This is a genomic window from Geminisphaera colitermitum TAV2 (assembly GCF_000171235.2).
Lineage (GTDB): Bacteria > Verrucomicrobiota > Verrucomicrobiia > Opitutales > Opitutaceae > Geminisphaera > Geminisphaera colitermitum.
On sequence record NZ_ABEA03000104.1, the window covers coordinates 52,981 to 65,250 of the forward strand.

9 protein-coding genes are annotated in these 12,270 nt (G+C 62.2%); 3 read left to right on the forward strand and 6 right to left on the reverse strand.

Going from position 1 to position 12,270, the window contains the following annotated elements; all coding sequences use genetic code 11:
- Positions 1–82 precede the first annotated feature (82 nt).
- Complete coding sequence (locus tag OBACDRAFT_RS25360) at positions 83–1,270, reverse strand: hypothetical protein (protein WP_052361858.1); 1,188 nt, start codon at positions 1,268–1,270, stop codon at positions 83–85.
- A 55-nt stretch (positions 1,271–1,325) separates the two neighbouring features.
- Entirely contained in the window at positions 1,326–1,859 is a 534-nt protein-coding gene (locus OBACDRAFT_RS12285; protein WP_043586060.1) for an RNA polymerase sigma factor, read from the reverse strand.
- Between the two features lie 159 nt (positions 1,860–2,018).
- Here OBACDRAFT_RS12285 and OBACDRAFT_RS30725 point away from each other — a divergent pair, with 159 nt between their 5' ends.
- Entirely contained in the window at positions 2,019–4,997 is a 2,979-nt protein-coding gene (locus tag OBACDRAFT_RS30725) for a DEAD/DEAH box helicase (protein WP_052361860.1), read from the forward strand.
- 183 nt (positions 4,998–5,180) lie between these two features.
- Positions 5,181–6,134, forward strand: coding sequence for an SWIM zinc finger family protein (locus OBACDRAFT_RS12295; RefSeq protein ID WP_052361862.1), 954 nt, complete (start codon positions 5,181–5,183; stop codon positions 6,132–6,134).
- 266 nt (positions 6,135–6,400) lie between these two features.
- On the opposite strand, the gene glgA is transcribed toward OBACDRAFT_RS12295, so the two are convergent.
- The gene (glgA, locus tag OBACDRAFT_RS12300) at positions 6,401–7,936 is read right to left on the reverse strand and encodes a glycogen synthase GlgA (RefSeq protein WP_052361864.1); all 1,536 of its coding nucleotides are present in this window, start codon (positions 7,934–7,936) and stop codon (positions 6,401–6,403) included.
- A 567-nt stretch (positions 7,937–8,503) separates the two neighbouring features.
- On the opposite strand from glgA, the gene OBACDRAFT_RS12305 reads away from it, so the two are divergent.
- Positions 8,504–9,373: a class I SAM-dependent methyltransferase gene (locus tag OBACDRAFT_RS12305; protein WP_232767060.1), complete on the forward strand. Its 870-nt coding sequence runs from the start codon at positions 8,504–8,506 to the stop codon at positions 9,371–9,373.
- 52 nt (positions 9,374–9,425) lie between these two features.
- Here the strand turns inward: OBACDRAFT_RS12305 and OBACDRAFT_RS25365 are convergent, their stop codons facing one another.
- The 3 genes from OBACDRAFT_RS25365 to OBACDRAFT_RS12320 form a co-directional block, all read right to left on the reverse strand.
- Positions 9,426–9,983 (reverse strand): cupin domain-containing protein, encoded by a 558-nt coding sequence (locus OBACDRAFT_RS25365; RefSeq protein ID WP_088179304.1) that lies wholly within the window; start codon positions 9,981–9,983, stop codon positions 9,426–9,428.
- Positions 9,984–10,254: 271 nt separating this feature from the next.
- Complete coding sequence (locus tag OBACDRAFT_RS12315) at positions 10,255–11,370, reverse strand: Gfo/Idh/MocA family protein (protein WP_043586003.1); 1,116 nt, start codon at positions 11,368–11,370, stop codon at positions 10,255–10,257.
- A gap of 101 nt (positions 11,371–11,471) precedes the next feature.
- Entirely contained in the window at positions 11,472–12,209 is a 738-nt protein-coding gene (locus OBACDRAFT_RS12320) for a sugar phosphate isomerase/epimerase family protein (RefSeq protein WP_043586004.1), read from the reverse strand.
- Between the last annotated feature and the right edge of the window lie 61 nt (positions 12,210–12,270).

A 12,270-nucleotide genomic window follows, 5' to 3' on the forward strand; every position in this document is an offset into this window, starting at 1 on the left:
GCCGTTAAAACAGCCCGTCAATAGCGGCGATGAATCGCCGCACTCCATAATTGCGAGCGGAACGCCCTGTGCCACGTCAGGATCAGCGCACGCGTCCAAGGAAGGGGATGAACAACGCAAGAAGAGCGAAACCCACCACCACAAGCCCGAGCATGGCCATGGTACTGATTCGTCCCGTCAGTCGCAGGTAAATTAGAGCCGCAATTCCCAACCCGGCGGCAGCCAAGAGGATCAAGGGCGCGTAGTTCTCAAAGTGACGGCTATCGGAATAATTCCCCATGTTTTTGGTCTGCTGTGACCATGCCAGTTGTTCGGCTTCGGTCGGAAGGTATTCACCGATACGGGTGCCGGGAGGAAGAGCTTCGCGGATGTCGCTGGTTGTCCCTTTACCATCATAGCGGAGCAATTGATTAGCCCGGTCGTGCAAGTTTTTATACCAGGCAACGTTGCCGCCTGCGAATACGATATGCCCTCCCGATGAACCCCACGGGCTGTGCGCCGCCCACGTCCCGTCAGGTTGCAGTCCACGCGTCCAAGCGATGGGCGTAGTCGATGGCATGGTGGCCGTGATACCACCAAGCGGGACGGCTAAACTGAGCTTGGCGGACTGAAACGCTGGGTTGAGCGGCACCGGGTCTCCCGGCTTGAAATTATTACTCACGCGAAAGTCAGGCGAAAGAACCGTGGTGTAACCAAGGTTTCGCTCATCAATGCCAGCGAGCCAGACCGACGCATCGTTGAGTCCTCCGCCAGCGGCCAGTTGGCCGGCGTAGGCATGAAGATCGGCGGCGTCTGGCAATTTATCTTGGTTGTCGGTGGCATAGATAAACGACGCTTGGCCGATTTGACGGATGTTGCTGGCGGCAGCGCTTCTCGCACTTGATTCGCGCACTTTGCCAACTGTCGGGATGAGCAGGGCGGCGATCATGACCAGGCAGGCGGCCATGGCTAGGGCGCTGGCGAGGGCGGGGAAAAGCGCGAAGCGTCGTGGGTGGTGCTTCGGTTCGGTGAGGCGGGCAAGGTTGGGCGCGGGACGCGGGAGGAGGATGGGCGGATCGACTTGCGGCAGGGGTTCAGAGGCAAGGGCATCCTCCAAGGCGGCGATAAATTCGTGGGTGCGGGCGACATCGTCCTGCACTTCGGGGTTGCGGGCGGTGTCGATCACGAAGTGCGCGGCTTCGACGTGCGGGAGGTCGCCGGAGGTGTAGGCGGTAAGGCGCGGGTCATCGGGCGTGGCGTCGGTCGGTGTGGTGCGCGGCAGCGTGGTCATGGCGTGATTGTTGTTTAGAGTTTCGAGTTCGAGGGGGGGGGGGAGGGGGCAGGATTTACCGGTGTCGCCGGTTTTGGACCTCCCATTGGTGGCGCATGGTCTGCACGGCGTTGTGCAGGAGGACGCCGACGTGATTGGAGGTGAGTTCGGTGATGCGGCTGATTTCCTGATAGCTGAAGCCTTCTTGATAGCGGAGGCGGACGACTTCGCGTTGGTTGGGCGGAAGTTTTTCAACGAGTTCGAGGATGAGGCGGCGGTCGTCGTCGTGCTGGGCTTGGGCGGCGGGGGTGGGGTCGTGGGAAACGAGTTGGGCGGTGGCTTCGTCGTCGAGGAGGGTGATGCGGCCGAGTTTGCGGAGGAGGTTGAGGGATTTGCGGCGGCAGACGGTGAACAACCACGCCCCGGTGTGGTCGAGCCAGGCGGACGGGGGCGTGGTTCCGAGGGCGGAGAACGTCTCCTGCACGATGTCGCGCGCGTGGCCTTCATCGCGCAGGAGACGTTGGGCATAGCGAAACAATGCCGCCTCGTGCCTTGCGAGCGCCTCCGCGATCAGGTCGTTAATCGAGAGATCGACGGGAGGCGGGTTCATGGGGTTCGTGGGCGGATTGGCATGGGGGATGCGGATTTGGCGCTGTGCGGTAATGAAAACTACACGCAAACGCGGATTTTATTAATTTGTGAAAGGAGCGCTCCTGTTACCAACGCGCCTGTTGACACCGCAAGGCTCAACCGGGAACCCTGCCCATCCATGCCGTTTTTGCTCACACCGCAAGGCCACCTCCGTTTTGACGCCGCGCACGACGCCGCATCATTACTCGATGCGCGACTCATCAAAACCCTGACGGCGGCAACAACGGCGACCGGGCCAAATGACACAACAACGGCAACCGGTGCAACGGATGCCCCCCCCCCCCTTGCCGCAACGCTCGATGCCACCAGTGCCCGCATCCTGCTTGCGCTCGCCACCTGCGCCCTCGATTCGCCACTGCCCCCGGCGGGCCTGTTCTGGCGTGAATTTGCCCGGCGATATTTCACTCAACTCTGCCACCTCCCCGAAGACACCACTGCGCTTGCCACGGCCGCTTCTCCCGCTCCTGCGCTCATTGCGCCGCCTGATACCGCCACGCTCAACGCGCTTGCTGACACCGCTCCCCCCATGCGCGGAGCCGAGTATCTGCGCCCCGACATACTTGCCACGCTCTGGACTGCGCTCGATGCCCTTGCGCAAGCAGGCATTCGGACAACACCCGGCGGCCCGCCCGCCTGGCTTCGCGCGCAAAACCCCCTCTGGCACCTCGTTGGACGCGTCACCTTTCACCTCGCCGAAAACAAACGCGACCCCCAACGCCCCTTTGCCTTTCTTGCGACCTACACCCACCGCATCTCCGACCAAGCCCGTCCCCAATACCTCCCCCTGGGCCGCGCCCTCCAAGAATACGCCGGACACCGCGACACCCTCCTCGCCCTCCTTGCTCCCGTGCAACGCGCCGCCACCCGCAGCCCCCTCGTGCGCGAACTCGTGGACACGCAACGCATCTTCCAACCCCAAACCTGGACCCCACGCGACGCCCACCGCTTCCTGAAAGACATCTCCGCCTTTGAGGAAAGCGGACTCCTCGTGCGCGTTCCCGACTGGTGGAAAAACGGCCAACCCACGCGCCCCCGCGTCAACGTCACCATTGGCGGCAAGCCCCCCGGCGGACTCGGCCTCAACGCCCTCCTCGACTTCGACATCGGCCTCTCGCTCGACGGCGAACCCATCACCGAGGAAGAATGGGCGCGCATTGCAGCCAGCGACGGCGGACTCGTCCTCCTCAAAGGCCGCTGGGTCGAAGTGGACCCCGAAAAAATCCGTCACGTCCTCGAACACTGGAAAACCCTTGAACGCGCCCGACGTGACGGCGGCATAACACTCGCCGAAGGCCTCCGCCTGCTTGCCGGTGCCGCGACCGACTCCGCCACACCCGAACCCGCCAACGCCACCCTCCGCGAATGGTCGCACATCAACGCAGGCGACTGGCTATCCACCACCCTCGCCACCCTGCGCAACTCCGCAGCCCCTCCCCCCCCCCACCCCTCCTCCCAATCCTCGCAAGCCCCAACCACGATCCCCGGCCTCAACGCCACCCTGCGCCCCTATCAAATGGCGGGCGTCGAATGGCTCCAATTCCTCACCACCCTGGGCCTCGGAGCCTGCCTTGCCGACGACATGGGCCTTGGCAAAACCATCCAAATCCTCGCCCTCCTCCTCCGCGCCCGTAGCCAAAAACGCACTACACCTCCCGCCCCTCCCGCCGCTTCCTCTCCCGCCATTTCCACTCCTCCTGCCTCCCCCCCCCCTCCCGCCACCTCTCCCGCCGCCGCCCCCGCGCTCATTGTATTGCCAGCCTCACTACTCGGAAACTGGCTCGCTGAAGCCGCCCGCTTTGCCCCCGAACTCAAACTCGTAGCCATCCACCCCTCCGAAGCCCCACCCGCGACCCTCTCCGCCCTGGCTGCTGCGACGGATCCCCTCGCCGAACTCACCACACAACTCGTCCCTACTCGCTACTCCCCCGACATCGTACTCACCACCTACGGCATGCTCCTCAAACAAGACTGGCTCCGCCGCATTGAGTGGAGCCACGTTATCCTCGACGAAGCCCAAGCCATCAAAAACCCCGGCACCCGCCAAACCCGCGCCGTCAAAGAACTCCGCGCCCCCATGCGTATCGCACTTACCGGTACACCCATCGAAAACAACCTCGGCGACCTTTGGTCACTCTTCGACTTCCTCAACCCCGGCCTCCTCGGAGCCGCCCGACAATTTACGACCTTCACCCGCCGCCTCGCCCAAAACACTGAACCCGGCGCCTGGGCCCCCCTGCGCCAAATCGTGCGCCCCTACATCCTCCGCCGCCTCAAAAGCGACCGCGCCATCATCGCCGACCTCCCCGACAAAACCGAACTCAGCACCCACTGCCAACTCAGCAAAAAACAAGCCGTCCTCTACGAGCAAATCGTCAAAGACCTCGGCGAAAAACTCCGCGCCGCCGCCGACACCCCTCCCGCCGCCGCCACGAATGACGCCATGCAACGCCGCGGCCTCATCCTCGCCACCCTCCTGCGTCTCAAACAACTCTGCAACCACCCCGCGCAACTCACCGGCTCCGGCGACTACGCGCCCGATGCCAGCGGCAAATTCCAACGCCTCGCCGAACTCTGTTCCGAAATCGCATCCCGACAGGAAAAAACCCTCGTCTTCACCCAATTCCGGGAACTCACCACGCCCCTCCACCACCACCTTGCCGGCATCTTTGGACGCCCCGGCCTCGTGCTGCACGGCAGTGTATCCGTAAAAGAACGACGCACCCTGGTTGAACAATTCCAGCGCGAAGACGGCCCGCCCTTTTTCATTCTCTCGCTCAAAGCCGGAGGCACTGGCCTTACGCTCACGCAAGCCGCGCACGTCATCCACTTTGACCGCTGGTGGAACCCTGCCGTTGAAAACCAAGCCACCGACCGCGCCTATCGCATCGGCCAGAAAAAAAACGTCCTTGTCCACAAATTCATCTGCGCCGGCACGCTGGAGGAGAAAATCGACGCCATGATAAACAATAAAAAAAACCTCGCCGACGAAATCCTAGGTCCTGCAGCCGGCGGCGAAACCCTCCTCACCGAGATGAACGACACCGACCTCCTCAACCTCGTCCGCCTCGACCTCCGCGCCGCCATGCAAGACGAATAACCCCCCCCCCGATGAAAGCGCGTGGCGCGGGCGTCCCGCCCGCTCTGAGTTTGTGAGATGCGGGCGAGACGCCCGCGCCACTTATTCAAAAAAAGCTCCCCCCCCCCCTGCATTCCGTCTCCAAAAAAATGTTACATTGCCTCCCCTGCCTCCTGCCTGCTTTAAGGCGTCCACACACACCACATGCGCACCTCCAGCCGCCGCACTACCACCACCCGATCCAACCGCTCTCGTGGCTTTTATGTATCCGACTATGGATACGGAGGATTTGCCCCCTACGTCCCCGTTGCCGAACGCCGCGCCAAGGCGGCAAAAGAAGCCAGAAAAGCAGCCAAAAACGGGGAACCCCTCTCCCCCGTCAACATCACTGGCAAGAAAATTTCCACTACGTTTTGGGGCAATGCCTGGTGCCAGCACCTGGAGTCATTCAGCGACTATGCCAACCGGCTCCCGCGAGGCCGCACCTACGTGCGCAACGGCTCTGTCATCGACCTGCAAATCGTCCCCGGGCGCATCACGGCGCAAGTCATGGGCTCCCAACTTTACCGGCAAACCATCACCATTGCCCCGCTCGCCCCTGCGCGCTGGGACGCGATCAAACAACGCTGCGCAGGCAACATCAATTCACTCGTTGATCTGTTAAAAGGCCGCTTGTCCGACGGCGTCATGCAAGTGATCACCGACCGCAAGGACGGCCTGTTTCCCGCGCCCTCTGAAATCAAAATGGAGTGCACCTGCCCCGACATGGCCAGCCTTTGCAAACACCTTGCTGCCGTTCTTTACGGGGTGGGAGCGCGTCTCGACACGCAACCCGAACTCCTTTTCACGCTGCGCGGCGTTGACCACATGGAGCTCCTTGCCGCCGCTACCACGGGTGCCGTCCAGATCGGTGCTGACACCTCCGCGCTTGCCGCCGATCAACTCGGCGACGTCTTCGGCATCGAAATCGACCCAGGAACTCCAACTCCCGCTCCCGTTGCCACACCTGCGCCTGCTCAAGCTGCTGCCCGCAAAAGGCCACCTCAACCCCCATCCAAACGCGCAGGGAAAAAACCCGTCACGAAAAAACCAGTCACAATCAAGAACGTGTCTGAAGCAAAGTCCTCCTCCCGCCCGCGAAAACCGCGTCCTCAGTAAAACCGCAGACGCCGGGGGGGGGGGGAGGGCGGATGCGCAAGGAACAGTTTCCGTGATGACTGATTGGTAAGTGTGTGAAATATGCGGGTTAGAGCGTTTTCAGTTGAGATGTAGCCGTCGTCTTAACGGTAGGGAGGCCTCTCCGAGGCCTCCGAAACCACGCTCCATCTACCTATGAATTTCGCATTTTCACACTACGCACGGCGGAGGCCTCGGAGAGGCCTCCCTACCAGGTATCAAATGGCTACAGTTTAAATGAAACTGCTCTAAATTGCCTTCGATTTCGCGTCGGTGCGTCCTGCGCTCAGCCCTTCTCGGCGGGACTGAATCGCCCAGTGGTAGGCGTCCACGTAGAGCTCGGCGTTGCGACGCCAGGTGAAGTCGCGCGACATGCCGGCGCGACGCAACAGACGCATGTGATGCGGGCGATCGTAGTAGGTTGAGCATGCCCAGCCCACGGTGTTGTAGAGCGCGGCAGGCGTGGCGTCGTTGAACAAGAAACCAGTGCCGTCGCCCGTCTCTTGGTTATACCGGTCCACCGTGTCGATGAGGCCGCCGGTGGCGCGCACGATGGGCGGAGTGCCGTAGCGCATGGCGTAGAGTTGCGTGAGTCCACAGGGTTCGGAGCGGCTCGGCATGACAAAAAAATCGCTGCCTGCCTGCACCAGCCGCGCGAGGCCGGGACTGTATCCGACATAAGTGCCGACCTGTCCGCGGTAGTCCTCCGCGATGCCGCGGAACGCATATTCCAGCCCCGGATCGCCCGCGCCGAGAATTACAAATTGCACATGCATCCGCTTTACGATGTGGGGCAGGGCCTCGGCCACGAGATCGAGCCCCTTCTGGTGCGCGAAACGCGATACGATGCCAAAGACCGCCATGCCCGGGTCAACCTTGAGGCCAAATTCGCGTTGTAGTGCCGCCTTGCATACAGCCTTGCCGTTGAAGTTCGCCGCGCTGTAGGTCGAGGGCAGGCTCATGTCGATCTCCGGGCTCCACGTCGAGGTGTCGATGCCGTTGAGGATGCCCATGAGGTCGGCGCCGCGGAAGGTGAGCACATCGTGCAGTCCGCAGCCGCCCTCGGGCGTGCGGATTTCGTGCGCGTAGGTCGGGCTCACGGTGGTGAGCTTGGTGGCGTGGTAGAGGCCGGCTTTCATCATGTTGACGCCGCCGAGCGCCTCCACGCTGTCGGGGCGAAACTCCGAGGCGGGCAGGCGCGCGTAGTCGAGGGCGCGCCGGCTGAAGGTGCCCTGATGCTCGAGGTTGTGGATGGTGAAGACCGAAGCCGTGCCGCGCAGCGCGGTGTTTTGAAAAACGGTGTTGAGGTACACGGGGACGAACCCGGTGGTCCAGTCGTGGCAATGGACAACATCGGGGGTCCAGCCGAGTTGCAGGCAGAGGGTGAGCGCGGCGCGCGAGAAGAAGGCGAAGCGCAGGTCGTTGTCTTCGTGCGCGCCCCATGGACCGGTGTAAACCTCCGGGCGGCCGAAGAAGCGGTGGTGTTCGAGGAAATAAACAGGCACGGGTGTCGTGGCGCGCGGCAGCGTGGTTTCCCAAGTGCGGGCCCACTCCGCCTGATCGCCGACATCGACGCCGAGCGGGTCCTGGCGCGGACGCCAGCCGGGGCCGCCGATCTTCACGCAGCCGTAGGCGGGGCACACGATGCGCACGTCATGTCCCAGGGCCGCCAGCGCCTTGGGGAGCGCCCCGACCATGTCGGCCAGTCCGCCAACCTTGACGAAGGGCTCCACTTCAGGGGAGACAAACAGGATCTTTAGGGAGGATGTTTGGGTGGTGGGCACAATGGGGAGGAAAGCAAATTTCGTGCACCGGCCAACCTATAAAACATCTCGTTCGGATGTAGGGGGGGGGGAGGGGGGGCTGGACGTGATGTCAGACATCGGAGGGCGGGTCTCCTGACCCGCCAGACGCGGCGCAGCCGCGCTTTCCGGATGGACGAGGCTCGCTGACGCGAACCTCGTCGGCGGGTCAGGAGACCCGCCCTCCGACAATACGGGGGCTGTCGTCGTGCTTGCGTTTTGGTTCGGAAAGGGCATTCATGCCTCCTTCGTTTTCGTCTTTTATGAAGTCAGCCAGCAACCTTGAGCCAGTCTGCACCGCCACGCCTTTCGTGCCAGCGGTGTATTTTTTTGGCTATTACGGTTACGGCTGGTGGCGACCGGCCCGGCGATGGTGACGCGTGCGCAATGACACGCAGACCGCGATAACGCGGTGCTTCCCATCCAAACCGGGCCCGGCTCTTGAATACCAGAGCCGGGCTTTTTGTTTTCCCGAAAAATCCATCAGTCCCGTCCGTTTTCCTCTCCGTCTCGTTTCCCAATCCAACTGTTTTCCAAAGTAAAAAAATCATGACTGCTACTGTATCCATTGCTGAATCAGCCGATGCCGCCTTGTTAGTGGAGAGCGGGTCTCCCGACCCGCTGACGACGCGAAGCGTCGCCCATCCGGATGGCCCGGCTGCGCCGGGCCGACGGGTCGGGAGACCCGCCCTCCAAAATGAATCGGACGGACCGCCACCGCTTTCGCTGGAGACGCCGGTTGTCCGGTTTTTCGGACGGACGCTGGCGGAGTATGTCCGGTTCTTCGCGCTTGAGCACGACCTTGTCACATTGCGCGGACGCCGGGTGCTTGATGTGGCGGCGGGGCCGGCGTCGTTTGCCGTCGAGGCGGGCGAACTGGGCATCGACGTAACGGCGGTCGATCCGCTCTACGGTTGCACACCGGGCACACTTGAGGCGTATGTGAAAATCGACTATGCCACGATGTTCAAGCAGCTCCGGGCTTGTCCGGGGCTGGTGCGTTGCGGTCCGGTGTTTGGTTCGATCGACGAAGCCGAGGCCGACCGACGCGCGGCAGCGGCGCGCTTCCTCGACGACTACGATGGCGGGTTTGTCTCAGGGCGCTATGTTGGCGCGCGCCTGCCGGCGCTGCCGTTTGCCGATGGAGAGTTCGACCTGGTGCTGTGCGGGCATTTGCTGTTTTTGCACGTGGCGCAGTTCGATGCGGCGTTTCATCTGGCGGCGTGCCGCGAGATGATGCGCGTGAGTCGTGGCGAAGTGCGCATTCATCCGGTTTGCGGTCCGGATGGGTTGCCGTATGCGAAACTCGCCGCGTTGTGCGACAGCTTGGCGGCGGAGGGCATTCGTGCACGCGAGGTGCCGGTGGATTACGCGTTTTTCAACGGCGCCGAATCCATGCTCGTATTGGAGCGGGCGTGAGGCGAAAGGCGAATGACGAATGGCTGCCTCGGGTGCCCGGTGTCTCTGTGGTTTATTCTTCTCTGGTTTGGGCGGGCGTCTTGACCGTAAAGGGCTGGTCGGCGGTGCCGATGACAAAGAAGACCAGACGCGCCGGACCGGGGCCGGGGTTTACGCCGTTGTGGTCGAGATCGACGAATTCGGCGATGGCCTGGCCGGCTTGGATGACTTTGACGTCGCCATTGCGCAGGTGGACGCGGATTTCACCTTCGAGCACGTAGGCGAGGCAGGGCACGGGATGACGGTGCCAGCCGGTTTCCTGTCCGGCGGGGATTTCCACGATGAGTCCCGTGACTTCAGCCGGGCCGGTGGCCGGGTAGACCAGCGGGTGGCCGGCGTTGTCCGTGCGGGTTTTGAGCAACGGTTTGATGACAACGCCCGTGGCATAGCCTTCGTTTTTGGCAGCGGGCGGTGTGGATAAGGTGGTTGTGGCCGTTGCGAGGGTGGTGTCGTGGTGGTCGGCGTGAGCGTGAAGGCGAGAGCCAGTTGCAAGCAGGAGGCAGAGGCCGAAGGCGGCGACAAAAGACGGGCGACGAATGCGCCTGGTGGTAGTCGAAGGCGGCTGAGTCATGCGCATGAACAAGACGAAAAAATGGCGGGGGGAGAAGCGTGGTTTGGAAACGACGCGAAAAATTTTAGCACTGCCACGGATTGGCACGCGGGTTGCTCAGAGTTGAGGTGTTCTTTCCCTGCCCAGCAGGGTTAAAGGGGTAACATGGACGTCCGGCCCGCAAGGGACCGGACGAGAAAACAAAAGGGCCCGCCGTTAGGGGTAATCGGCGGGCCCTGACTTTTTGGCGATGCCGCGCGCGGCAGGGCGCGGCTGCGTCAGGCAGGCGGTGTTATTTGATCCGCACTTCCTTGCCGGTCTTCGCGGACAGGTAGATGGCGTCGAGGATCTTTTGGACGGCGAGCGATTCCTCGGGCTTCACGTAGGGTTCGGCCTTGCCGAGCAGGCAGTCAATGAAGTGAACCATGCGGTTGCCATTGACGAGCGCGGTCGAGGTTTTGACGAGTTCGCTGGAGTAGCCAAGCGGGGTGTTGCGGAAGAGTTGCAGCGGCGGGAACAGGATGCCGGCCTCGGTGCCAAACATTTGCGTGCCGTTGAAATCAGCGAAGGGCTGGTGCGCGGCCCAAGAGGCTTCGAGCAACACGGTGCGGCCACTCTTGAGCTTGATGAGCGCGACAGAGAGATCGTCCACGTCGAAGGGTTTGTTGGGATCAATCTCGCCCTTGCCCCATGAACCGTCGCCAAGGCCGCGAGGACCGAATTTGGCGTAGGTCTGCCCGCTGACGGCGGCGGCTTCGAATTCGCCCATCAGATACAGGCAGCGATCGAGCGCGTGGACGCCGATGTCGTAGGTGGCGCCGCCAGCGGCGAACTTTTTCTGCGTGAACCAGGAGCCGATGCGCGGGATGCCGGAGCGGCGGGTCCAGGCGGTCTTGGCGTGGTAAACGTCGCCCAGCACGCCTTGGGCGATGAGGCCTTTGGCGGTCTGCACTTCGGGCGTGAAGCGGTTGTTCTGGCCGACCATGAGGAGCACTTTCTGCTTTTTCGCTTCGGCGACGAGAGCGGCGGCGTCCTTGGCGTTGGTCGCCATGGGCTTGTCGAGCATCACGTGCTTGCCGGCGCGCAGGGCGGCGAGGGACACGGGCGCGTGCAGGTAGTTGGGTAGTGCGATTGAGAATACGTCAATGTCGGGACGCGCAAGGAGCTTGCGGTAGTCGGTAACGACTTCGGGGATACCGAATTTGTCGGCGGCTTCCTTGCCGCGTTCGGGCGACACTTCAGCAATGGCAACGACTTTGGCCGCCGGGTGTTGCTTGAAGGAGTTGATGTGGTCGAGGCCGATTCCGCCGGCGCCGATCACGGCGACGTTGAACGAGTCTTTTTGCGAAAACGCGGACGCCGGGGCGGACGCAGTTTTGGTGGATTTGGTTTTGGTAGATTTAGCCATGATGGGAAGAAACAGTGAGCAGTGAACAGTGAGCAGTGAAACAGTGAAGCAGTGAGCAGTGATGTGTTTTGTTCACTGCATCACTGTTCACTGTTCACTGCTTATGTTTTGCCCCACTTTTTGAGTTGTTCGAAGGAAAGGCGCACGGATTCGAGCGGGGCGTGGTTGTAGCGTTCGACTTCGACGACGTACCACTCGACTGAGCCGATGCTTTCGGCGGCGGTGAACACTTCCTGGAAGTTTACCGGGCCGAGACCGATTTCCTTCTCGTCCTTGATGTGGAGGAGTTTGATGCGGCGGCCTTGTTCGCGGATGAATTCGGCGGGGTTTTTGTTGCCCGTGTGGACCCAATAAACGTCGGCCTGACAGAGCAGGTTGCGCGGCGCGGCGGCGTCGAGGAGCCAGTCAAAACCGCGGCGTCCGGCGAGTTCAACGAGTTCGAAGGCGTGGTTGTGATAGTGAAATTCGAGACCGAAACCGCGCAGCTTCGCGCCGATTTCGTTGAGTTCTTCGCCGATCTGCGCGCAGGCGGAGGGGCTGACAAAGAGGGCGCGCGGCGAGGACGGGCAAATGACGTGCTTGGTGCCGAGGAGCAGTGCTTCTTGGGCGACTTTGGTGAGGTCGGCGCGGAGAGCGGCGAGGCCGATGTGCTGGCCGGAGACTTTGAGACCGGCGTCGGCGATGGCCTTGGCGGCGTCTTCCGCGGAAAGGTTGCCGTAACCGGCGGTCTCGACGCCTTGGAAGCCGATTTCAGCGACTTTGCGCATGGTGCCGGCAAAGTCATCTTTGGTCAGGTCGCGGAGGGACCAGAGTTGGAGGGAAACGGGGATCTTGCTCATGTATATTAGAGTGAAAGTCGCCCATCTTACAGAAATCGATCGACGAACAGGATGGAGAGTC

Excerpts from the sequence above, each read along its gene's own strand:
- OBACDRAFT_RS25360 (WP_052361858.1), bottom strand. The coding sequence starts at position 1,270 with ATGACCACGCTGCCGCGCACCACACCGACCGACGCCACGCCCGATGAC.
- OBACDRAFT_RS12285 (WP_043586060.1), bottom strand. The coding sequence starts at position 1,859 with ATGAACCCGCCTCCCGTCGATCTCTCGATTAACGACCTGATCGCGGAG.
- OBACDRAFT_RS30725 (WP_052361860.1), top strand. The coding sequence starts at position 2,019 with ATGCCGTTTTTGCTCACACCGCAAGGCCACCTCCGTTTTGACGCCGCG.
- OBACDRAFT_RS12295 (WP_052361862.1), top strand. The coding sequence starts at position 5,181 with ATGCGCACCTCCAGCCGCCGCACTACCACCACCCGATCCAACCGCTCT.
- OBACDRAFT_RS12305 (WP_232767060.1), top strand. The coding sequence starts at position 8,504 with ATGACTGCTACTGTATCCATTGCTGAATCAGCCGATGCCGCCTTGTTA.
- OBACDRAFT_RS25365 (WP_088179304.1), bottom strand. The coding sequence starts at position 9,983 with ATGACTCAGCCGCCTTCGACTACCACCAGGCGCATTCGTCGCCCGTCT.
- OBACDRAFT_RS12315 (WP_043586003.1), bottom strand. The coding sequence starts at position 11,370 with ATGGCTAAATCTACCAAAACCAAATCCACCAAAACTGCGTCCGCCCCG.
- OBACDRAFT_RS12320 (WP_043586004.1), bottom strand. The coding sequence starts at position 12,209 with ATGAGCAAGATCCCCGTTTCCCTCCAACTCTGGTCCCTCCGCGACCTG.